The sequence below is a fragment of the Ruegeria sp. AB8 genome, assembly GCF_056542605.1.
Map to the genome: position 1 here is coordinate 20883 of NZ_JBQGAB010000011.1, position 23186 is coordinate 44068.

Below are 23186 nucleotides of genomic sequence, written 5' to 3' on the forward strand. Positions count from 1 at the left end.
CTCCCTTTTGTCAGATACACTCACCCCCGTCGATCACCAACGCGTGGCCCGTCATGAAGGTGGACATGTCAGAGGCCAAAAACACGACGGCATCGGCGATTTCATCGGCCTGCGCCCAACGCCCCATGGGAATGCTGTTCGCGATATAGCTTTCCAGAGCCGCCCGCCCGCCCATCTGGGTTTCAAAGCCAGCGTTAAATGGTGTGTCGACCCAACCGGGGCACAGCGCATTGAACCTGATATTGTCCTTGGCATAGTCCGCAGCCATCTGGCGCACCATCGCCACAACTGCGTGCTTCGTGGTCGCATAGGCAATCATTTCGCGGTCGTACTGAACCCCAGAATTGGAAGAAGTGATGATGACGCTGCCGCCGCCCTGAGTACGCATCTGCCCGACCACCGCCCGTGCCGCAATGAAATGCGCCCTTACGTTTAACCTCCAGCTTTCATCCATGCCTTCGGGGCTGACCTGTTCCAACGTGCCCTCGACCTGAATACCTGCGTGCGAATGCAGTATGTCCAGTCGGCCTAGTTTTTCGATTGTCGTCCGGAGTGCGCCAACAACAGCGCTGTCATCCGTCATGTCCAGCGCAATGCTGTCGGCACTGCCGCCATTTTCCATGATTTTTTGGGCGGTCGCTTCGGCCAGTTCACCGACAAGATCGGTTACGACAACGTGCGCTCCACACTCAGCCATCGAAATGGCACTGGCCCTTCCGATGCCTGATCCTGCCCCGCTCACAAAGGCAATGCGACCGTCGAGAGAGATTTTTTCAGAACGTGTCTTCATGAGCTTAGCGGCTGTCATTTCTTCTTGTCTCCCCTCCGCAGAAGGACCTGGGCTGTGATCAATAGGACCAATGACGCGGCCAGAACCATTGTGCCTATGGCGTTGATCTCTGGCGTGACACCGCGGCGGATTGACGAAAAAACGTAAATTGGAAGCGTTGTCTCGGACCCTGCGACAAAGAATGCGATGATGAAGTCGTCAAAGCTGAAGGTAAAACTCAGAAGGAATCCGGCCAGTATCGCAGGAAAGATCAATGGCAAAGTGACCTGTCTAAACGTGCCAAATGGCGTCGCATAGAGGTCCGACGACGCCTCGGTCAGGGTGGCGTCCATGCCGGAAAGTCTTGCGCGAACAATGATCACGACCAGTGCCATCGTGAACATGGTGTGCGCTGCAATGAGAGAGCCCATACCCATGTTGAGCTTTGGGGGTTCAGCCCCTTCCGGCCAGAGCGCTGCAATACCCGGGTTCACGAAGTTGAACACAGTGACAAGTGCGATCAGGGTCGCAATTCCGATGACGATGCCGGGGATCATGATGGCCACGTAGATCAAACCGTCGAAGGCCGTGCGCATCGACCCGCGGATACCCTGCAGACCCACAGCCGCCATTGTTCCGAACAAAGAGGCCAGAGTGGCCGATACAAGTGCCACGATAAGGCTGGTTTCCAACGCATCCATAACGAACGGGTTGTTCAGCGCCTTGCCGTACCATTGTGTGGACAAACCCTGCAGCTGGCTGGCATGGCGTCCGGCATTAAAACTGAACAGCGCTATGACCCCGATCGGGATATAGAGAAACAAATAAACGCACAGAGCATACAGTCGCATCTTATCCCCCTACATCAACGATACGTCTTCGCGCTGGGTTCCCAGTCGCGAGATCAGGCGCATGTAGATCGTGACCGAGATCAACATGATGAACACCAGCGTTGCCGCCACCGCCGACCCATAAGCCCAGTTGCGCGATTGCAAGAACAGATCGACCAGCGCGTTGCCAACAAAGAACACTTTGCCTCCGCCCAGCAGCGCCGGGATCAGGAATTCCCCCATCAGGAGGATAAACACGAGCAGACAGCCCGTGGCCACGCCGGGCACCGACAAGGGCAAAGTCACTTGCAGGAAGGTTCGCACAGGTGTGGCACCAAGGTCTGAAGAGGCTTCGAGCAGACGTTTGTCCAACCGATCAAGGCTGACGAAGATCGGAAACACCATCAGCGGAAGGTAGCCATAGATGATGCCAATCAGGACCGCGAAAGGTGTATTGATAAGACGTGGCTTTGCGAACCCGATAAAGTCGATCAGTTCTGGAATTCCGCGACCGCCCAGCAGGAATATCCACGCATAGCTGCGGATCAGGATCGAGGTCCAGAACGGAACGATCACCAGAACCAGCAGGATGGTTTTCCATTTAGGATCAGCCCTGACGGCCAGAAAATACGCCAGCGGATAGGCTATGAACAAGGCGGCAATGGTGCCGACCGGGGCCAGCACCATCGTGTTTTTGAACGCCGTCCAACGTGCCGGAAGGTTGGCGTATTGTTCCAGCGTGAAAGCCGGCACATAGCCGCCAGCCGGGCCGCGTTCCCCAAAGCTGAAGATAAGAACGACCGTCAACGGCAGCACAAGCATCACCAGGAACCAGGTCCCGGCCGGGGCCAGCAAGAGCCAGTTGCGCGTTCTCGCATTCATGTCGTTCTTATCTCCGGTTTGCGGACTTTAGGCAGATTTGAACCGCGCCATAAGTTCAGCGCGGTTCGGGTCGGTCAGCGTTACCGCCGCACCGAATTCAAGCGCGTCCAGAAGTTCCTGCGCCGGATACAGGATCGGGTCGTTCTGCAACTCCTCCGGCAACATCGCGATCGATTTCGCATCTGCTGTCGGGTAGCCGTGCGCCAGCACCTCTTTGACGTTCACGGCGGGATCCAGCAGGTAGTTGATCAGCGCATAGGCTGCATCCATGTGGGGTGCCCCTTTCGGAATGGCGTAGTAATCGCTCCACAACTCGCCGCCTTCCTTGCCGAGGATGTACATGATCTCGGGCATGTCGGTGTTCAGCTGTTTGCCGTCACCAGACCAGGCCATCGCCAGTGTTGCGTCTCCGCTGCGCATGGACGGCTGAATGTCTGATGAAATTGCAAACAGGTGCGGCTTTGCGTCAATGAGCAGTTTCTCGGCGTCGGCCAGTTCCTTCTTGTCGACCGAGTTGAAGGAATAGCCAAAGTACTTCAGCGCGTTCCCGATCGTTGTTAGCTGATAGTCATGTACGATTGTACCGCCAGACAGATCTCCCATCGTCAAATCAAAGAATTCTTTCCAGCTCGACGGCGTGGGCGCACCGTTGAGTTGGCTGGTATTGGCGACAAAACCGGTAGAGCCCCAGTTTTTGGGCACGGCGTAGAGCTTGCCATCGACCGAGCCGGCCTCGGCATAACGCGGGTCATAGGCGGACGCGTCGTAGTTCGGCAGCCGCGATGTATCAAGCGGTTCGATCAGGTCTTCACTGACATAGGTGGTGATGGTGTAGTTGGTCGGGACGTACACGTCCCAGCCGGTTGCCCCGGCCTGAAGCTTGGCCAACATCTCTTCGTTCGACCCAAAGACGTTGACCTGAACATTGGCACCGGTCGCTTCGGCAAAGGCGTCGAAATTGGCGGTGTCGTGGTAGTTCGGCCAGGTGGCGAGAACCACGCGATCCCCAATATCGCCGGATGCCCATGCGGGACCTGGCCGAAGACCCGGCATGGCCGAGCCAAGCACAGCCGTCGCCGCCCCCAGACCCGTCACACCGAGAAAGTGCCGGCGTGTGACCGAACCGCGCTTGTAGCGGTACAGCTCTTCCATGAATTTCTGCTTAGAGATGTGATCCGGTGTTTTTGTCATGAGTTTTCCCCTGTTGGCTGGATCCGTTAGGTTAGTCTCCGGAAAGGATGAGCGCTCCGCTGGCGTTCCAGGACGCAAAGAGCGGCTCATCCACTTTGAACGATCCCTCGTTCAATTCTGACTGGCGTGGCGACAACACCAGGAACTCTCCCAGTGTGTCATGCCTGACCAGGTATTCTGTATGTTCCCCCAGAAAGATGCGATTGAGGATTGTGACCGCAAGGTCGGTTTCCGCCTTTGATGTCCTGCTGAGATGGATTTGTTCGGGCCGAACGCTCAGGCCGACGGCTTCTCCCACATTCAGATTGAACGGGTTCTGTCCCGTGACGGTTTGCCCGGTAACTAGCTGCACATCGGCATTTTGGTTACTTGTTTCAGTGATCGAACCGTTGAAAATGTTGGTCGTGCCAACAAAACCAGCCACATATCGGTTTGCTGGCCGGTCATACAGGTCCTGTGGGCTGCCAACCTGTTCGATCCGGCCGTCGCGCATGATGCAGATCCTGTCACTCATCGACAGCGCTTCTTCCTGATCGTGGGTTACTAGGACAAAGGTAATGCCCAGACGGCGCTGGATGTTTTGCAGTTCGATCTGCATTTCTTTGCGCAATTTCCTGTCCAGCGCGGCCAGCGGTTCATCAAGCAGCAGCAGCTTGGGTTCGTTCACGATTGCCCGGGCAAGTGCTACGCGTTGTTGCTGTCCACCGGACATCTCCCAAATTCGGCGCGCTTCGTACCCTTCGAGCCGAACAATTTCCAATGCCTTGCTGACCTTTTGCGCGATCGTCGCTTTGGGCAGCTTCGGGCGCCGCTGTTTCAGACCGTATCCAATATTCTGTGCAACGGTCAGGTGCGGGAACAGTGCGTAATGCTGAAACACCATGTTGACCGGACGCAGATGGGCATCAAGCGAGTTCACCACCTCTCCGTCCAGCAAAACATCGCCTTCCGACGGGCTTTCAAAACCTGCCAGCATTCTAAGCGCCGTTGTCTTGCCGCACCCGGACGGACCTAGAAACGACAGAAACTCTCCTTCTGCGATTTTCAGGTTTAGATCATTGGCCGCCAACACGTCCCCAAACCTTTTGGACACGCCGCGAAGCTCGGCGATTGTGCTTCCTGTCGATCTGTCCGATTGTTGGGTATATTCACCGTTTGGCATTTTTTCGGGACATATCCTCATTTTTGAAATACCACTTGTTTCAGGTAAACGGTAAAAAGTTTGTCGATTCTTGTATATATCACGAATGTGGTATTCAAATTTGAGTAGGAGGCGGTCGTGACAGATTGGTTGACCGAAGCAGGCGCAGTCATAGCTGCTGTCGGAACAGACGATTTCTCCCAGACGCTTTCGAAATCTCTGCAGGAAATCAGTGGGTTCGACTATACTGTCATATTTGGGTATCTCGGATCAGCGCGCCCGATCGACCTGTTTGACGATTTCCCAAAATCGAAGCGGAAGATTATGGTTGAGGATTATCAGGAGGGTCCATATCTTCTGGATCCGTTTTACCTGGCCAGCGCAAACTCCATTGATCCAGGTCTGTACCGGTTACGTGATCTGGCACCAGATCGGTTTTATCAGGGTGAGTACTTTCGAAATTACTATGTTCAGACCGGTTTGGCCGAAGAGATTTGCTATGTTGTTGACCTGCCTGACGAGGCAACCGTTTGTGTTTCGTTGATGCGGGCAGAAAAGGCATTTAGCGCCAAGGACTTCCGGGAACTGGGAAAGGCCTGGCCTGTGGTCAGTGAAACCTGCAGGCATCACTGGAACGGATTGGCCGGAGAGTTTGGGCAGAAACCGGCAAATACGCGGCGTCGGGGGCGGGTGCTGAATGTGGACGAGGCATTTGAAAAGTTTGACGAAGGCCTGCTTACGCCTCGCGAAAAGGAGGTTGTCGAGTTTACTCTCAAAGGCCATTCCGCTGACGCCGTTGGCCGAATACTGGGTATTTCTCCGGGAACGGTTCGTATTCACCGCCGGAACATATACTCCAAGCTTAGAATCCGGTCTCAGGGAGAGTTGTTTTCGCGGTTCATCGACGCGCTGTTGGGGCCGGAGGAAAAGTGAAGCCCTCAGCGACGTGCCGTTTGGCGCTTTCCAGAAACTGTTCCCAGCGGTGGGATGTTTGGCAGGCATAACTATTGCGCTTGCTGGGCCGGAATGGTTCCCGGTTTGTCAAAGCAACTGAGCCACCACATCTTCCGCCGCTCGCAAACCTTCCAGGTGGGCGCCACTGACAGAGCATTGTTGGTTGGGATGTGTCGCTTCGCCAGCAAAGTGAACCCATTCCGCATGGGGTTGTCGCAAAACGGCACGTTGGCCATAGCCCCCCGGCTGGGATCCTGCGTAAGACCCAAGCACGTATGGTTCATGTCGCCAGGCGGTTGCGTGTCCCTTTATGAATTTTTCTCTGATGGCCGAGCCGAAGAAGCCAACCAGCGTTTCAAGTGCATGTTCGATGGCGCTTTCAGGTCCTGCGTTCTGCAAATCTATGGAAAGGCTTCCGGAACTTTCAAAGCTGGTGAGGCCGGTGCTTGAGATGTTGCAAAGAAAGCCGCCACCGCGGGCCACTCCGGACGCGTCGGGTTCTAAGTGGTAGGTCAGCCATGTGTCGGGTTGCACGGGTAATGCACCGGGGTGAAAAAGAAGGCCTGCGTGATTGTAGTCTCCCATTGTAATGAGTTCGAGCGCCGCGCGCCGGTCGGATTCAAGGGGGGGATCAAAACGGATGACGTCTTCGGCCAGCACCCCGACGGATACTGTTACGACGACGGTGCGCGCTTTGGTTTTGCCAGTCGCCATGGTTACCTGCACACCGTCACTAAGGGCTTCGATTTCTGTGACCGGACTGGACAGTTTGATCGGAAGACCCTGCGCCGTGCACGCGATGAGGTGCCCGAAACCTTCCCGGCAAAACCAGTCGTCGCCCCCCTCCCAGGCAATGATGTCTCGCAGGGAAGTGTCCGGCAAATCCCTGGCAAGCGACAGCGCAAATGTCATGGCTGCCGTAAATGACCAAGGTCCCTTGTCTTCCCAGATGTCAGCCAAAGACCGGTCGGTTGGAACTCCGGTACTTGTTTCAATTTCTGCATCGAGGCGCGCCGCTTCAGCTATGTCTTTGTGGATGTCTTCTACTTCGTTCCAAAGAACGGCATCATTTTTCAGGCCGTATGTCATTGCGTTATCCGGGGCCTCGTAAAGGTCAAGGCCAAGCGCAAGACCCGGCGCCTTCAGAGCGTTGGCATGTTCGGCGTGCATCCAATGCGCCCCTACGTCGAAAGGGACGCCAAAGATTTCCGTATCCGTGTGGGTGCGCCCTCCGACGCGGTTCGATGCCTCGACACAGATAACTGACAGACCTGCCGACATAAGGGCCCGGGTCGCCGCGATTCCCGCTGCGCCAGCGCCCACAACGACGACGTCATAGTCAAACGCGTTCACTCTGTTTCCTCCGGTGCATTGAGTGGCTTGAATGGTGATTTCAAAGATTGCACTTCGAGTGCTCGCCGTTGCGACGCCCACCAATCATCAGAATCTTTCTGAGGTGAGATCTTAATCGCAGGCGTTATCATGCCTCAGTGCATCCATCTAAAACGCCAAGCATTTCTGGTACTGAAACCCCCTCGTAACGGGCCAGATCAAGCGGGTCTTCGGCGTCAAACTTGCTGCACCTCCGGTAAATTTCCAGCATCTCGGTAGACATTCTGCCGTTCTGATAAAAATACATTGCGGCCGCATACCTTGTGGCGCCGGAGCCTTGGATTCCGACTTCCGTCACAAGAAGTTGCTTTTGAAGTTCTGCTTCCGACATAGAACGCGCCCTTGTTCACGTCTTGGGCGCAGCCGACATGGCGGTATTGAGCGACACAACTTCATCTTCACGTGGCGCGGTTTCTGAATTGTAGACGGGCAGTATTTTGCGGAGGTGGTCGTGATGTGACCGGACACCATATTCGAGGTCCGAAAGGTAGAAACCCTCGAACGATTCCGAAGCCATGGATTCGTTCGACCAGATCGTCAGTTGAATATCTTCCTCCACGGTTTCGCGATCAATCCGGGCGGCGAGATACCGGGCTGCCCTTTGTTGGCGATCTTCGTGCGGGTTTCGATATGTTGCGCTCCGCAGTACGGACTTTTTCGTCGTGACTGGAAACTCCTGATAAAACAACATTGTTTCGGGAGTGACAGCAATCACCGCGTTAGGGAAAATGCCATAGTAGAGCCAGGTTTTGTGCAAGTGTTCGGGCAGGTGGGGTTGGGGCTTTGTGAACTTCTTGTAGTTGCGAACAGCCCATCTACGCCCTTTCGTCGGTGTGAAACTTGCATCAGAACGTGAGACACCATCGACATAAGGTTCGTCGGAATAGGTTGAACCGTACAAATCCTGCAGGGCAGGGTGCGCAAGCGGAACGTGGTATCCTTCGTTGTCCACGTCTCTGATTGATTTCCAGTTGACCGGCGTCTCCTCCGTCCAAATCCCGTCTGTCGGAACATGTTCGGCCATTTTGTAGGCTGAGATTTCCTGTTCAATCGGGGCCAGAAGTTCCGCCACTGATGGCTGGGGGCCCGGTTTGAAGCGGATAAACACAAGACCGTGCCAGATTTCCATTTCAAGTTCTTTCAGGCCAAACTTATGCTTGTCCAGGTTCGGAAAGGACTCTGGCCGGGCGGCACCACGCAGCGTTCCATCAAGATTGTAAACCCAGCCATGAAACGGGCAAACCAAGGCGTTTTCACACTTTCCTTGATCTTTGGGCACGAGCCGTGATCCGCGATGACGGCAAACATTGAGAAACGCTCGAATGTCCGAGTTGTTGTCTCGTACGATCAGCGCACGCTCGCCGCACATGTCGAAACAAAGAAAGCTGCCGGATTCCGGAACGTCCGAAACATGACATGCTATTTGCCAATGGGTTTTGAACAGATTGCTCTTTTCAAGGTCCAGAAGAGCGGTGCTGTGATAGCACCAGCCCGGCAGTCCACGTCTGTCCCAATTGGCTGGAACTTCGATGTTCCGGGGTTCGTCATGCATCTGTTCAATCCGCGCAGTTTTGACTTGATCAGTCAGTGTTTTGGTCGGTTCGGCCAATCCCAGCCTACGATCTTGGATTTCAGTTGGATCAGCCATCGTTCGATTGATTGTAGATTTTGCCCAATTTGGGCTGCTCGTCAATCATTTCTGACTGAATAGTCATTCAAAAGTAGATCCCAAATGGTTCCCTGCGACCCAATTGAGGTTGATGCGCGCGCGGAAAGTTAGAAAGTTTTCTGTCAATTAAGCGACTTTTCGGCTTTTGATCAAAATTGGATCAGCTTTGCTTGACAGCGGCGATTTCATCAGACTACCGTTTTGAATGGCCAGTCAGATAAATTCATGATGATTGGAGGGGAATGGGGTGCAAGATGAGCAAACCTGTCAAAAGGGGGGCTCATAAAAACAGTGTTCAGCAGACAAAGTAAGCAAAATTGCTGCAGCCACCGCTCAGGGAGAGGAAGCGAAATTATGAACTCAATCAGGAAAGTCGCCGGGGTTACCGTTCTCGCAGTAACGGCCACTGCAATTTCGGGGTCGGTACTTGCGCAAGAGCGCGTTTTGAAAGTCACAAACTGGGGGGAATACATCGCTGAAGACACGATCGAGAACTTCGAGAAAGAATACGGCATCAAGGTAATTTACGATCCGTACGACTCGGCTGAAGCAATCGATGCCAAGCTGCTGGCAGGAAACAGCGGCTATGATGTGGTCAGCCATGCAGGCAGTGATACGGCGCGGCTGATTAAGGCCGGTATTGTCGCAGAGCTTGATTTATCGAAGCTGGACAACGTTCAGCACATTGATCCGGCTATTATGGAGCAACTGGCCAGTGAGTGGGACCCGGGCAACAAGCATTTCATTCCGTATATGTGGGGAACGCACGGGGTCACTTATAACGAAGAATTGGTGAAAGAGACGTATCCGGACGCGCCCATCGGTTCGATGGACATGGTGTTCGATCCCGTGCACATGAAAGAGCTGTCAAAGTGCGGTGTTTCTTTCCTGGATTCTCCGGGCGACATCATACCGATGGCTTTGGCGCACATGGGTTTGGATCCGAATTCCACGAACGCGGAAGACTACGAAAAGGTCGGAGAAATGCTGGCCGCAGTCCGCCCGTACATCAAAACCTTCGACAACTACGCGTACCAAAGAATGCCTCAAAAAGAGTTCTGCGTCTCAACCACTTGGGGACCGGATGGCCTTCTTGCGATGTCCGGGGCAGCCGAAGCCGACACTGGGGTTGTGCTGGACTTCTTCCTGCCTGAAGGCGAACGCACCGCGCAGTTGTGGATTGATGGTTGGCTGATCCCGGAAGACGCAGCCAACAAGGAAGACGCGCATCTTTTCTTGAACTACATGATGCGCCCTGAAGTTGCGGCCAATGACAGTAACTTCACCTGGTATGCGACTGCCAACCTGTCAGCCAAGCCAATGGTTGACGAAGCCGTCACATCCAGCCCGGCCGCATTCCCGACGTCTGATCAGGTTGCCAAGATGTACACAACTGCGGTTCTTCCTCCCAAGGTCGAGCGTTTGCAGACCCGTACCTGGACTGACTTCAAAGCCGGTAACTAATCCACTCACACCGGCAAGTGCAGTAGCGAACCTATTTGGATCGCTACTGCACTTCGGATCCATTCAGGCAGACCGCGAGGCCCAAATTGACCGTTTCCAAAGCTGTCAGCGCAGTACCTTGGTTAGACCAAACAGAACAACAACCATTGGTTCAGATCAGAGGTGTGACAAAGAATTACGGTGAAGTAACGGCCGTCGATAACGTCGATCTGGATATCTACAAGGGTGAGTTGTTCTGTCTGCTGGGCGGATCAGGGTGCGGAAAGTCCACTCTGCTGCGAATGCTCGCGGGATTTGAGGAGTTGAACGCCGGCTCGATCATCATTGATGGCGTCGATATGGCTGACGTTCCTGCCTACGAACGCCCAACCAATATGATGTTCCAAAGCTATGCGCTGTTTCCGCATATGACTGTCGAAAAGAACGTATCTTTCGGGTTGGAACAAGACCATGTCCCAAAATTTGACATAGCCGACAGGGTGCACGACATCCTCAAGCTTGTCGAACTGGAAGACTTCAAAAAGAGAAAACCCAAGCAATTGTCAGGCGGGCAACGCCAGCGCGTTGCGCTGGCTCGTGCGTTGGTCAAACGCCCAAAGCTGCTGCTTTTGGATGAGCCTCTGGCTGCGCTTGACAAGAAGCTGCGCAAGCAAACGCAGTTTGAGCTTGCCAATATTCAGGACAAGGTCGGTGTCACGTTTATTGTGGTGACCCACGATCAGGAAGAAGCGATGACGTTGTCGTCGCGCATGGCGGTTATGGATGCTGGGCGGTTCAAGCAGATTGGAACGCCAACAGAAATATACGAGTTTCCCGCGTCTCGCTTTGTCGCCGACTTCATCGGGTCAGCGAATATTTTTGAGGGCAGGGTAACCGAGGAAGGTGCAGATCATGTTCGGGTCGAGACTGAATTCTGCGAGGTTTTCATAGATCACGGTCACTCCGTGAAAGTTGGCAGCAAGATCTGGGTGGCTTTGAGGCCCGAAAAAATCCGTCTTTCGAAATCCGATGAAGTTGCTCCAGGCCCCAACCAGACATCAGCCATCATCGACGACGTGGGTTATTTAGGAGAGACGTCGATCTACAAGGTGAGGCTTCCCAATGGAGAGATATTTGATGTCACCAGGCCCAACCAGTCACGCCCAACGCATGCCACCCAGCGCATTACGTGGGAGGACAAGGTGAATATCAGCTGGGATCCGTCCAGTGCCATGTTGCTCCACTCATGACGGAGTTCACGGGAGATAGGCCCGAACCGTTACAGGTTGAACGACAGCCGATGCTTGGCCTATTTATGCGGCGCTTGCAAAGCAAGTGGCGACAGATCGTTACCGTCATACCGTTCTTCTGGCTTCTGGTTTTCTTCCTGGCACCGTTCTTTATTGTCGCCAAAATCAGCTTGGCTGAACTTGCCATTGCAAGCCCTCCATTCACCAGTTTGATCGAGTGGTCGGACAGCGGGATCATGACGATCCGTCTGGTGTTCGACAATTTTATCTACATCTGGGAAGACAGCCTTTATTTTGACACCTACGTCAACTCGCTCAAGATTTCGGTAACTTCGACCTTCTTGTGCCTGTTTTTTGGCTACCCCATTGCCTATGCAATCGTGCGATCAGGCCCAGTCGCCAAGCCGCTATTGCTTTTCGCAATAATCCTGCCGTTCTGGACGTCCTTCCTGCTGCGCGTCTACGCGTGGATGGGATTGCTTGCAGATCAAGGTACAATCAATAACCTGTTGATCGCAATTGGTATAATCGACGAACCGATCCGGATGCTGTACACGGAATTCGCTGTCTATATTGGCATCGTCTACACCTACATGCCCTTCATGATCCTGCCGCTCTACGCGAACATGGAAAAGCTGGATGACAGCCTGAATGAAGCTGCAGCGGACCTTGGATCCCGGCCAACGAACACGTTCTTCAAAATCACGTTGCCTTTGACGATGCCCGGCATCATCGCGGGCTCATTGCTGGTCTTCATTCCTGCGACCGGGGAGTACGTTATTCCCGATCTTTTAGGGGGTGGAAACGTACAAATGATTGGCCGGGTTCTCTATAACGAGTTCTCCAGAAACAGTGATTGGCCGGTTGCTGCCGCGGTTGCAATTGTTCTGCTGGTTATTCTGGTGCTGCCCATCATGGTGTTCCAGCACTACCAGGGCAAAGCGTCGGAGGAGCAATAGATGTACAGCAAACGCTCCCGCTTCCTGACAATCATGCTGACACTGGGTTTGGCATTTTTCTATATCCCGATGATTTTGCTGATCATTTATTCGTTCAACTACTCCAAGCTGGTTCCGGTCTGGGGGGGATGGTCCTTACGATGGTACAAGGAGCTATTTCAATCTGCAGAAGTCTGGAGCGCGGTTTCCCTTAGCCTTCAGATCGCCGTTGTAAATGCAACCTTTGCAACAGCGCTTGGTACGCTTGCAGGTCTTGCGATGGTGCGATTTGGCCGGTTCAAAGGCCGGACTTTGTTTGGTGGCATGTTGGTCGCGCCCTTGGTGATGCCCGAGGTGATAACCGGATTGTCCTTGCTGGTTTTCTTTATTTCACTGAACCAGCTAATCGGATGGCCCGCCGAGCGCGGGTTCGCGACGATTACGATCGCGCATATTACTTTTTCGATGGCCTATGTCGCTGTGACAATTCAGGCACGATTGACCGGCGTGGGGCAAACTCTGGAAGAAGCTGCCGCCGATCTCGGTGCCAAGCCTTTTAAAGTCTTGACTGCAATCACCATTCCTCAGCTGACACCGGCCCTTATTTCAGGTTGGCTGCTGGCGTTTACTTTGTCTCTCGATGACCTGGTCATAGCCAGTTTTGTTACAGGTCCGGGGGCAAATACCTTGCCAATCCTGATCTTTTCGCGCATTCGACTGGGCCTCAGGCCGGATATCAATGCGCTTGCGACTATAATGATCCTCGTGATCGCTATTTGCGTCGCTATCGCAGCTATCGTTATGTTCCGGCAACAAAGGGCGGATCTGCTGGACAGACAAATGGCTGAACGAGAGGAAGGATAAATTGGAGTCGCACGAGCTTCAGAAAAAACGACGCACCGAACCTCCGGAAGTTCGCCGCCTGCAGTTGATAATGGCGGCCATAGACTCGATTTCGAGGCGCGGGTTTTCTGACACAACGCTGAAACACGTGACCGAAGCTGCCAATCTGTCCCATGGGGTTGTGAATTACCATTTCGACAGCAAGGAAGCATTGTATGACGCCGCGCTGGGTTTTCTGGCACAAGAGCACTACGAAAACTGGCTAAGGTATTATGACGACGCGGAACCTACGGCCGCGCATCGGCTCGCGGCTATTATCCGCGCGGATTTTGACAAAAGCATCTGCACGCACAAGCGCCTAGCGGTTTGGTTTGCGTTCTGGGGGCAAGCAAAGTACCGTCCTAATTACCTGAAGATTCACAATAAATTTGACAACGAGAGATACGATCGAATTCTGCATCTATGTGGAGAGTTGATCGCCGACGGCGATTACGACGATCTTGAGGCCGAAAAAACAGCCCGAGCTGTTGAGGCAATGTCTGACGGCGCCTGGCTCAGCCTGATGTTGTATCCCAAGGTGGCTGACCGGCGAGAGTTCAGGGATGTTTGCCTGCTTTCGCTGTCACGGTTCTTTCCAAAACACTTTCCGGTTTAAGCCGCAATACCGTGTAATTGTGCTTCAGCACTTTATCTTCTTCATCCCGGGGTCGTAGAGCGGCTTTAGCGAAGCAGTGGCGTCGAATTTCTCGCCGGCAATTTCGATCTGCCAGTGTCCCTTTGCGACGATGTCTGCCGTCAGCGGTTCTTCAGTCTCGGCGAAACCAATCCCGACAGCCGCGCCAAGCGTGTGCCCATACCCGCCAACCTGAATGTACCCGACTTCCTTGCCGTTCAGATAAATCATCTCGTTACCATACATCAGGGGCTCAGCGTCCTTCAGCAGAAACTGCAGCATTCGGTTTTTGGGTGTGCCTTTTGCTTTTATCGCAGCCAGCGCTTCCCTGCCGATGAAGCCTTCGGGTTTGTCCAGTTTGATGGCAAAACCAAGCCCGGCCTCAATGGGGTTGTCCGTGTTGTCCACATCGATTCCGAAATCACGATAGGCCTTTTCGAGTCGCAGGGAGTTTAGGGTTTGCATGCCCGCGTTTCGAACCCCCAAGTCACGACCCGTTTCCATTATCAGATCGTATGTCTGAACGGCCTGAGTGGCAGGTACATGAAGCTCCCAGCCCAGTTCCCCGATAAAGGTCACGCGATAGGCCAGAACAACGGCATACCCGACGTCAATCTCTCGGGCCATCATGAATGGGAAACCTTCGTCCGACAAATCAGCGCCGGATATTCTGCTCAGAAGATCGCGTGACTTTGGGCCGTGAACGTTGATTTGGCAGCGCGCAGCAGTGATGTCTGTGATGACCACATTCTCTTCGTCCAGAATGTGCCGCCGCATGCGCATTTCGGTGTGACCCGCGGAGTTTTCGCCGACAATAACCCAGTACTTCCGCTCGGACAGTCGAGTAACCGTAAGGTCTGCCTCGAACCCACCTTGTTCATTCACCCAGGCAGTGTAGACCACGCGGCCGGGTTCAACATCAACCTCATTGCAGGAAAGGCGCGAGAGAAGGGCGCATGCATCTAGACCTTCGACGCTGAAACACGCCATTGATGTCATGTCCATGACGATGACATCCTCGCGCGCTGCCTTGTGTTCTTCGGCGTGCCATTCAAACCAGTTTTGGCGATACCAACTGTATTCTTCGACCTTGGCCTGTTCCGGTGTCGGGGCAAACCAATCAGGTTGTTCCCAACCATTTCCTTCGCCGAAAAACGCCCCAGCATCCTTCAGGCGGTCATACAGCACAGAACGCTTTACGTTTCTGGCCGTCTTGTAATTCTCATTGTGGTAATGCTGGCCAAAGAGCTTGCCCAGCAGCTCCGGCGTTCTGTCGCGCCGGAACGCCGGTGTGGCCATTTCACGCGAAAAGCGATTGACGTTGATGCCCGTGACATCGATTGGGGGCAAGCCATCCACAATCCAATGGGCCAGAACCATACCCGTACCGGCGCCATTGAGGATGCCCAAAGAGTTCATCCCGCATGCAGCCCAGAGGTTGCGAAGTTCCGGTGTCGGGCCAACAAGCGGTGCAAGATCGGGTGTAAAGCTCTCCGGTCCGCAGAACAGTTTCTTGACGCCATAATTCATCGTGTCAGGCACGCGCGAATAGGCTTTTTCAAGGTCGGGGCCAACACGTTCCCAGTCTGGCTCGATCTCTCCGAATTGCCATTCGTCGGGGATACCACCCAGCTTCCACGCCGCAGCGCCTGGTTCAAAAAGACCCAACATCATCCCCCCAACTTCTTCGCGGTAATAAGTGTACGTGGAAGGGTCTTCGAGAACGGGCAGATCGCGGGGCAAGCCCGGGATGCGCTCGGTAATCAGGTAGTAGTGCTCAGCCGCTTGAAGGGGCAGGTTGACGCCGTGCTTGGCCCCTAACTGGCGGGACCACATGCCACCGCATATCGCAATGTTTTCAGCCGTGATGGCGTGACCGTTCGCGGCGCGGACTCCAGTCGCGGTGCCGTTCTTGACCAAAATCTCGTCGACCCGAACACCTTCGAAGAAACGGGCGCCTCTGCTTCTGGCCCCCTTTGCCAGCGACATTGTCACGTCCACCGGGTTGGCGCGCCCGTCCTCGGGTATCAGGAACGCCCCAACGACGTCTGATAGGTCGCCAATAGGGAACAAATCCTGCGCTTCCTTTACTGAGACTTCGTGATTGTTTATCCCAAAACGGCGCATGAAGGCTGCGACACGGCGCATTTCATGCAGGCGTTCTTTGTTGGTCGCAATCTGCAGATATCCAACGTCCCGAAAACCAGTGGAAATACCGGTTTCTTTCTCAAGGTTGGCGTATAGATCGCGTCCATGCGTGTAAATTGCACATTCCGCTTCCGACTTGAGCAGGCCGGCCACGATAAGGCCCGCGGCGTGCCAAGTCGTTCCGGATGTCAGTTGCCCCTGCTCAAGAACCACAACATCGGTATGGCCAAGCTTGGTCAGGTGATAGGCCGTATTCGCGCCAATGGAACCTCCCCCGATGATGACGGTCCGGGCGTGCGTCGGCAGGGTGTCAGCCATGGCGAGAATGTCCTTTCTGGGCGTTCAGTTTCTCGCATATCAGTCATGGCGTTCAATGTCTACTGACTGAATGATCATTCAATAGTTGATTTTGAGCATCGCCTTCCTATCTGGAAAAAGGCTTGTCAGGGCAGCGCGATCAGGCTTCACTGTGGCGGTGAACTGTCAATCAGATGCGGGGAAGCTTATGTCAGAGGATATCCTTTACGACCGTCAGGTGATCAACTTCCTGGAAGAGCTTTGGGGGGAGGGGTTCCTATCGCCAGGAGGCCCCGAGGAAGTCACTCGGGTTGTTGAGGGGATCGATCTCAAAGGCAAGCATATCCTTGATATTGGATGTGGTTCAGGGGCAATTGCAGTGCTGATGGCGCAGAATTTCGGTGCGGGGAAAGTGACAGGCATTGATGTGGAGGCTCCCGTCTGCGCGGCGGCGAGAGAGCGAGTGAAGCGGGCCGGGTTGGAAGAAAGAGTAGAAATCCTTCAGGTCACTCCCGGCCCAATGCCTTTCGAAGATGGTACTTTTGATGTCGTTTTCTCAAAAGACTCGATCATCCACATTCCCGACAAAGCCGCGATGGCTGGCGAGGCCTTTCGGGTGCTGAAACCGGGTGGGCGGTTTGCCGCTTCTGACTGGCTGACCAATCATGACGGGGGCATGTCACCTGAGATGGCGCATTATGTGAAGATGGAGGCCTTGGAGTTTCAAATGGCGTCACCTTCCAAGTATCGCGCCGCGATGGAGGCGGCCGGCTTCGAAGGCGTGGAATTAGTCAACCGCAATCCCTGGTATGCGGAAGTTTCTGCTGGGGAACTTGCGGATTTGACCGGGCCGAACCGCGCTGGCTGGGAAGCCCGGCATGGTGCCGAGTTTATCGAACACCAAATCGAGATCTGGGACGCGATGCAGCCTGTGCTGAAATCCGGAGAGCACTGCCCGCATCACATCCGAGGCCGAAAGCCAACATGATCTGGCTGGAGCCAAGTCGTGGCTACGTCGCCGCTATTCTCCGTAGTCCTTGCTGACCCGCGCCATTCCGGCCTCCATGATGTCGAACATTTCGTCTATCTGGGAAGGGGTGATGATCAGAGGAGGAGAGAACACGGCCATGTTTCCAAATGGTCGCAATAGCAAACCCAACTCTTCGCAGGCGTCGTCCAGTTTCTGCCCAAACTTGACGTGTGCTTCATAGCTTTCGACCTTCAGCCCGGGGCGGCATTCGATACATCCCAGAAGGCCCTCGCCGCGCACGTCTCCGACGATCGGGAACTTTTCCTTGATCTGGCGCAGGCGTTCTTGAAATTGCGGTGTTACGCGTTGAACGTGCCCAAGAATATCCTCCCGCTCCATGATCTCGATGTTTTTGATTGCTGCAACACAGCTCACCGGGTGCCCTGAATAGGTATAGCCATTGTAGAAGACATCGCCGCCCGGAGCGTCAGAGATGCGTTGCATTACTGCGTCCGAGATGATGCAAGCGCCAAGTGGCAGATACCCGGAGGTCAGGCCTTTTGCGCAGGTTATTATGTCTGGAACGATGCCAAAAACGTCTTCTGATGCGAACCAATGTCCCAGCCTGCCAAAGCCGGTTACGACCTCATCCGAGATGTACAGAATGTCGTTTGCACGGCATATTTCGAGTGTGCGCTTGTGGTAGCCCGGAGGCGGGACAATCACGCCGCCAGAACAGAGGATCGGTTCGGCGATAAAGGCGGCAATACGGTCAGCACCGACCTCGGCAATCAGGTTTTCAAGGTCCGCGACCTTGGCGTCGCACCAGGCATCGATACTCATTCCCTCGGGCCGGTGGTAAGGGTTCACGTCGGGTAGGAAACGCACCAAATCCTGCGCCTTTTCAAAGCTTGTTTCGAAGCGTTCTTTCCCGGTGACCGTTGCAGCCAGAAAAGTCGATCCGTGATAGCCTTTCTCCCGGCCGATCACGATTTTCTTTTCTGGTCGGCCAAGCCGTTTGTTCATGAAAAGTGCGGTTCTAAGCGCGGTATCGACAGCCGTGGAGCCGCCGGTTGTGAAGTGCACGGTATTCAGATCGCCCGGAGTGCGCTCGGCAATCATACGGGCCAAAACGGCCGCGGGTTCGGTCGTAAATGACCAGGGCGACGCGTAGGGCATCGTCATGACCTGCTGCGAAATGGCGTCGGCCATCTCCCGGCGGCCGTAACCGATCTGTGTGCACCACATACCGCCCGGGCCATCGATATAGCGCTTTCCGGCAGCATCCCAAAGGTAGATACCATCCGCTGTGTTGACCCGCATGTACTCATCGGACCCAAAGCCTTCGGTCCCTGCCCAGGGGTGTAGGTGATGGTCGCGATCCCAGGTGACAAGATCGCCATCGGTTGGAGTGTTGCCAAGTGTGTTCACGTCTTCTTCTCCTTCAGGTGCGGGCGGGCGGCGTCACACGTGCGCGCGGCGGTGCGAAAAAGGCTTTGGTGACGGGCGTGAGACGCGCCATTCTGGTATCCCATTTGCCTTCCTGCAGTGTGTAGATTTCCGCCATCAAACTGGATGAGCGGCTTGCATCCGGCATACGAACATGTGCCAGTGCGATGTTACGTTTGGCGGTGGGGGACCAAATTCCGGAGGTCACGTGCCCAACTTCTTTTTTGCGTCGGTTGTAGATCAATGACCCTTCCGAGGGTTTGAAGCCTTCGACATCGAAACGTATGAGGAGGCTTCTGGGAGCATCGCGTTTCGACAGCAACGCACGGCGACCATTGAAGTGGTCTTTCTCGAAGTCGACCAGCCGTCCTAGGCCGAGTTCGAATGGCGTTTGGCCCCGGTGCAACCGCTCGGTCGCATGAACGGGCTGAAAGTCCACCCCTGCGGTCAGAAATCCCGCCTCGATGCGTGCGATATTGACAGCTTCGTACCCAATGGCGCGCAGTCCCTGATGCAAGCCACCTTTCCAAATTCTGTCCCAAAGATCTTCGGCCTTGTTCCAGTCGCACCAAAGCTCATAGCCGAGGTCACCGGTAAAGCCCGTCCGTGAAATCATGAGGTCAGGTTCGATCTGGACCAGATCGAATGGTTTAAGCGCGCCAACATCTAATCCCGCAGCCTCCAACACCGCATAGGATGTCGGACCTTGCAACGAAAGGCCGGCAACGCTGCGAGTTTCATCCCGAACCGCAACATCGAAACCCCATCCCGCGTCCAGCAACCACGTCAGCATCGGTTCCTGACAGCATAAGCGCCAATCGTTGTCGCCGAGATGGAAAAGAGTCCCGTCATCGATGACCATGCCCTCTTCATCGCACCAGATTGCGTATCCAACGCGGCCCGCTGCGATCTTGCTGACGTCACGCGTGACCAGGCGATTGAGCATTGCGGTCGTGTCAGGACCTGTCAGCCTGTATTTGTGCATCGGTGAGATATCGAACACAGAGGCCTGATTGCGCAGCGCGAAATACTCGAACTCGACACTGTCCAGAACTCCGGGGGCAGCGTAACCCACCCAATCATACCAGTTTTGTGCGCGATTCTGCTCTTCGAGCTTCTTGTGAAAGGCAGCGGGGATTAAGCCAAGTTTCGGGTCGGTGAAGATGCTCATGGCTGTTCCTCCAGCGCCGCCAGGGCCGCATTGCGACCGGCGAGGCCCATGACATCGCCTCCGGGGTGGGTTCCAGCGCCGCACAGGTACAGCCCCTTGGGACCCATGGAATAGCGGCACATTCCGTTTGCGGGGCGAAGTGTCAGAAGCTGGTCCAGGGACATTTCCGCGTGGTGCCAGTGGCCCCCGGGCGCTCCGGTTGCGCTTTCGATTTGATCCGGTGTTATGACTTGTCTGCCTGCGATGTGATCCTTCAGGCCGGGCAGGGCGCGGCCCAGTGTATCTACGGTGATTTGCGCAAGTTGATCTTTCGCGGCTTCAGTCCAGCCGCCTTCTAGGTCGGATGGCGCGTATTGCACTATGGTCGACAACCAGATTGACCCATCGGCTGTCTGCATCTTGAAGGCTTCGATCACCGGGGCCTTGGACATTTGTCGATATTTTGCTGGATTGAACGCAGCTTCCACGTACTCTGCAGAGGGGGCATAGATCAGACGGCTATTTTCCAACCCATCAGGCAAGCCGGGCAGCGGCATGTTGTCCTTTAATTTTAGGTTGACCTTGGCTGCTGTTCCTCGTGCCCGGATATTCCGAATGCGCCGCATCGTTTCGATGTCAAAAACAGATGGCCCGGTCATACGGCTTGTTGGTTTAGGTGCGAGGTTGCTCAGCACGAGAGTTGCGGTCAAAGTTTGCCCATCAGTGGTTATGACGCCAGAGACGGCATCCTTGTCCACGAGAACGCGGGAAACCTCGGTTCCCGGCATCAGGACGCACCCCGCCTTTTGCGCTGCTTCAACGATTAAATCTGTCAGCGCAGACACTCCGCCCGCAGGTTGGGTGATGGTGCCCCCGTGACCCATCCGGTAGATCAGGTTGAACACGGTTCCCGGAGATCTTGGACCGGCGGCTGCCCCCCAGATTGCATCAGCTGCAAGCATCCCAGCCACCGGTCCGTCCGGCAAGTCATCAAGGACAATGTCATAGACATTGGACAGAACGACCTGCAGGAAGCGTCGCATTTCCGATTTACCCAGCCTTTTCAGTCCGATGCCCAGTTTTGCCAGGCGCAGAACCTCAGCCATTCCGCCCCGCGAAAGCACAGCTTTGTGACCGCCGGGTGGTGGGGCTTCGGCGAGTTGGCGTAGCAAGCCCCCATACGTAATCAACTGTTGCGTCAGATCAGACCAGGCTTTGGAGTCCGGGTGCGCCGTCCCGTCACTCCAGCAGACGCCTTCGTCACTGAAGACGATGTGCCGACCATCTTCAGCCAATGAGACCGTGGAGGTCGGTTTCCCGGCCAAAACAGGGTGTTGCAGGTCCAAACCGACGTCACTCAGGGCGCGTGGGCTGAGGTTGTAAAGCGAGTGGGCCAGTGTTGGCCCCCCGTCCACGGAATAGGACGCCATTCCACCAAAACTGTCAGATTTTTCAACGATGCAGACATTCTTGCCGCGCCGACCGAGAAGCGTTCCGGCAATCAACCCGTTGACACCGCCACCCACGACTATTGCATCAAAATGGTTCATGCGGCATACCCCTTCATTCGGCCATGCCGTGTTTCGTTCCTCAGGATTGCGCGGGCCGCGTTGGCGCCGGGCGCGCCCATAACTCCACCGCCCGGATGTGCGGACGAGCCGCACAGATACAGCCCCTTGATTGGCAGGCTGTACTGAGACCACCCCGGGACCGGACGATTGAAGAAAAGCTGGTCAAAGGTCAGTTCGCCTTGGAAAATGTTGCCTTCGGTCAGACCGACCTCGCGTTCGATTTCCAGCGGTGAACGGACTTCCATGTGCACAACGCGCTCGCGAATGTCAGGGCAAGCCACAGCCATCTGGTCCAGTACAGTTTCAGACATTGCCTTGCGCTGTTGGTCGTCCCAGTTTTCAGCCGACCGGACGCCGCCGACGTCCAGATCATACGGGGCATATTGAACAAACACCGTCATCATATGCGCACCTGTCGGAGCCATCGTTGGGTCGATCTGGCTGGGGATCAGCATGTCAATGTACGGCTTTTCCGACCAGCGCCCCAGCTTCCAGTCGTCATAAGCCTTTTCCAGTTCAAAGAGGCTCTGCGACACATGCAGATCGCCCCTCAGGAAACTGGTGTGCAGTGGTGCAGCAGGGAAGTTTGGAAATCGGTCAAGGGCGATGTTGAGTTTCGCCGAAGACCCGCGGATTTTGAAATTTCGCACCGCTTTGGTGAAGTCATCCGGCAGATCGGCGGCATCAACGTGGTGTAAAATGGTGCGCTTGATATCCATGTTGGATGCGACGACGGGGGCATGGAAAATCTTGCCGTCTTCCAGCGCCACGCCTTCCACGCGTCCATCTTTGCTCAGGATTCTCTCAACCCCTGCACCCGTATGGATCGTACCGCCGTGATCTTTGAAAGAGGCCGCAATGGCATTCGAAATCGCGCCCATGCCGCCGCGGGCGAAACCCCAGGCTCCGATGCCGCCATCGATATCGCCCATGTAGTGGTGCAGCAGAACATAGGCGGTTCCGGGCGAATATACCCCAAGACCAGTGCCGATAATACCGGAACCAGCCAAATGCGCCTTGATCAGGTCGTTCTCGAAATGCTCATCCAGAAAGTCGCCAATGGACATCGTCCAGAATTTCAGCGTTTCTCCAAGTTCGCGACTTCCCAGTCCGTGGGCCTTTTTGACCAGGTACGCCATTTCGCCCATGTCACGTGGGCGGAGCGAAGCAGGGTCCGGTGCGTCTCGAAGCAGAAACGGGCGGATAAAACGGCATTGCCGCATGATGGCTTGTGAATAGCCGCGATAGGCGTCTGCATCACGTGCAGAATGGCGCGCCATCTCGCGCTTCAGGGCGTTGTGATCGGAGTAATAGGCGAAGTAATCTCCGTCGCGTGTGAAGCTCGCACCACCTTCGTAGGGGATAACCTGAAGCCCGTATTTCGGGAGTTCGAGGTCTCTGGCGATTTCGCGCCGCAAAAGAGAGCAGACATAAGAGCAGTTCGAGTAAGTCCAGCCTTCGTGCAGCGAACGGCTGACTGCTGCGCCACCAATCCAGTCATTCTTTTCGACGACCAAAACACGCATGCCCGCACGGGACAAATAAGCGGCGGCTGTCAATCCGTTATGACCGGCACCGGCCACAATCACGTCGTATCTGTTCTCAGTCGTCAAATTTTTCATCCCT

20 protein-coding genes are annotated in these 23186 nt (G+C 55.0%); 7 read left to right on the forward strand and 13 right to left on the reverse strand.

Features of this window, described 5'->3' with window-relative positions; all coding sequences use genetic code 11:
* Positions 1-10 precede the first annotated feature (10 nt).
* Genes ACR0CG_RS12745 through ACR0CG_RS12765 form a run of 5 tightly spaced genes read right to left on the reverse strand, consistent with a single transcriptional unit; the run spans position 11 to position 4834 of the window.
* Positions 11-769 carry an SDR family NAD(P)-dependent oxidoreductase gene (locus ACR0CG_RS12745; protein ID WP_480525500.1) on the reverse strand — a complete coding sequence of 253 codons (759 nt, stop codon included), beginning with the start codon at positions 767-769 and terminating at the stop codon, positions 11-13.
* Between the two features lie 35 nt (positions 770-804).
* On the reverse strand, positions 805-1620 hold the full coding sequence (locus tag ACR0CG_RS12750) for an ABC transporter permease (protein ID WP_480525312.1): 816 nt from the start codon (positions 1618-1620) through the stop codon (positions 805-807).
* A 9-nt stretch (positions 1621-1629) separates the two neighbouring features.
* Positions 1630-2481 carry an ABC transporter permease gene (locus ACR0CG_RS12755; RefSeq protein WP_480525313.1) on the reverse strand — a complete coding sequence of 284 codons (852 nt, stop codon included), beginning with the start codon at positions 2479-2481 and terminating at the stop codon, positions 1630-1632.
* A gap of 27 nt (positions 2482-2508) precedes the next feature.
* Positions 2509-3672 (reverse strand): ABC transporter substrate-binding protein, encoded by a 1164-nt coding sequence (locus tag ACR0CG_RS12760; RefSeq protein WP_480525315.1) that lies wholly within the window; start codon positions 3670-3672, stop codon positions 2509-2511.
* A gap of 31 nt (positions 3673-3703) precedes the next feature.
* Complete coding sequence (locus tag ACR0CG_RS12765) at positions 3704-4834, reverse strand: ABC transporter ATP-binding protein (RefSeq protein WP_480525316.1); 1131 nt, start codon at positions 4832-4834, stop codon at positions 3704-3706.
* A 117-nt stretch (positions 4835-4951) separates the two neighbouring features.
* Here ACR0CG_RS12765 and ACR0CG_RS12770 point away from each other — a divergent pair, with 117 nt between their 5' ends.
* Positions 4952-5746, forward strand: coding sequence for a helix-turn-helix transcriptional regulator (locus tag ACR0CG_RS12770; RefSeq protein WP_480525317.1), 795 nt, complete (start codon positions 4952-4954; stop codon positions 5744-5746).
* A 108-nt stretch (positions 5747-5854) separates the two neighbouring features.
* On the opposite strand, the gene ACR0CG_RS12775 is transcribed toward ACR0CG_RS12770, so the two are convergent.
* The 3 genes from ACR0CG_RS12775 to ACR0CG_RS12785 form a co-directional block, all read right to left on the reverse strand.
* The gene (locus ACR0CG_RS12775) at positions 5855-7120 is read right to left on the reverse strand and encodes a flavin monoamine oxidase family protein (protein ID WP_480525319.1); all 1266 of its coding nucleotides are present in this window, start codon (positions 7118-7120) and stop codon (positions 5855-5857) included.
* A gap of 127 nt (positions 7121-7247) precedes the next feature.
* The gene (locus ACR0CG_RS12780) at positions 7248-7490 is read right to left on the reverse strand and encodes a hypothetical protein (protein WP_480525321.1); all 243 of its coding nucleotides are present in this window, start codon (positions 7488-7490) and stop codon (positions 7248-7250) included.
* Positions 7491-7505: 15 nt separating this feature from the next.
* A complete protein-coding gene (locus ACR0CG_RS12785) occupies positions 7506-8807 on the reverse strand; it encodes an aromatic ring-hydroxylating oxygenase subunit alpha (protein ID WP_480525322.1) in 1302 nt (433 codons plus the stop codon).
* Positions 8808-9182: 375 nt separating this feature from the next.
* On the opposite strand from ACR0CG_RS12785, the gene ACR0CG_RS12790 reads away from it, so the two are divergent.
* The 5 genes from ACR0CG_RS12790 (at position 9183) to ACR0CG_RS12810 (ending at position 13957) form a co-directional block, all read left to right on the forward strand.
* Positions 9183-10292: an extracellular solute-binding protein gene (locus ACR0CG_RS12790; RefSeq protein WP_170680759.1), complete on the forward strand. Its 1110-nt coding sequence runs from the start codon at positions 9183-9185 to the stop codon at positions 10290-10292.
* Between the two features lie 164 nt (positions 10293-10456).
* Entirely contained in the window at positions 10457-11521 is a 1065-nt protein-coding gene (locus tag ACR0CG_RS12795; RefSeq protein ID WP_480525324.1) for an ABC transporter ATP-binding protein, read from the forward strand.
* Between the two features lie 50 nt (positions 11522-11571).
* Positions 11572-12480, forward strand: coding sequence for an ABC transporter permease subunit (locus ACR0CG_RS12800; protein ID WP_480441272.1), 909 nt, complete (start codon positions 11572-11574; stop codon positions 12478-12480).
* A complete protein-coding gene (locus tag ACR0CG_RS12805) occupies positions 12481-13323 on the forward strand; it encodes an ABC transporter permease subunit (RefSeq protein ID WP_170614538.1) in 843 nt (280 codons plus the stop codon). It begins immediately after the preceding gene.
* Positions 13324-13393: 70 nt separating this feature from the next.
* Entirely contained in the window at positions 13394-13957 is a 564-nt protein-coding gene (locus ACR0CG_RS12810) for a TetR/AcrR family transcriptional regulator (protein ID WP_480525327.1), read from the forward strand.
* A 24-nt stretch (positions 13958-13981) separates the two neighbouring features.
* Here ACR0CG_RS12810 and ACR0CG_RS12815 read toward each other — a convergent pair whose 3' ends face one another.
* Positions 13982-16441, reverse strand: a complete 2460-nt coding sequence (locus ACR0CG_RS12815) for a GcvT family protein (protein ID WP_480525328.1) — start codon at positions 16439-16441, stop codon at positions 13982-13984.
* Positions 16442-16628: 187 nt separating this feature from the next.
* Here ACR0CG_RS12815 and ACR0CG_RS12820 point away from each other — a divergent pair, with 187 nt between their 5' ends.
* On the forward strand, positions 16629-17408 hold the full coding sequence (locus tag ACR0CG_RS12820) for a class I SAM-dependent methyltransferase (protein ID WP_480525330.1): 780 nt from the start codon (positions 16629-16631) through the stop codon (positions 17406-17408).
* Positions 17409-17441: 33 nt separating this feature from the next.
* Here ACR0CG_RS12820 and ACR0CG_RS12825 read toward each other — a convergent pair whose 3' ends face one another.
* From ACR0CG_RS12825 to ACR0CG_RS12840, 4 genes are read right to left on the reverse strand one after another with little or no spacing between them, the layout of a single operon-like run.
* A complete protein-coding gene (locus ACR0CG_RS12825) occupies positions 17442-18821 on the reverse strand; it encodes an aminotransferase (protein ID WP_480525332.1) in 1380 nt (459 codons plus the stop codon).
* Between the two features lie 13 nt (positions 18822-18834).
* Positions 18835-20010, reverse strand: a complete 1176-nt coding sequence (locus ACR0CG_RS12830; RefSeq protein ID WP_480525334.1) for an aminomethyl transferase family protein — start codon at positions 20008-20010, stop codon at positions 18835-18837.
* The gene (locus ACR0CG_RS12835; protein ID WP_480525336.1) at positions 20007-21539 is read right to left on the reverse strand and encodes a phytoene desaturase family protein; all 1533 of its coding nucleotides are present in this window, start codon (positions 21537-21539) and stop codon (positions 20007-20009) included. Before ACR0CG_RS12835 ends, ACR0CG_RS12830 begins: the two co-directional genes overlap by 4 nt.
* The gene (locus ACR0CG_RS12840) at positions 21536-23182 is read right to left on the reverse strand and encodes a phytoene desaturase family protein (protein WP_480525337.1); all 1647 of its coding nucleotides are present in this window, start codon (positions 23180-23182) and stop codon (positions 21536-21538) included. The genes ACR0CG_RS12835 and ACR0CG_RS12840 overlap by 4 nt, the downstream gene beginning before the upstream one ends.
* Positions 23183-23186 lie beyond the last annotated feature (4 nt).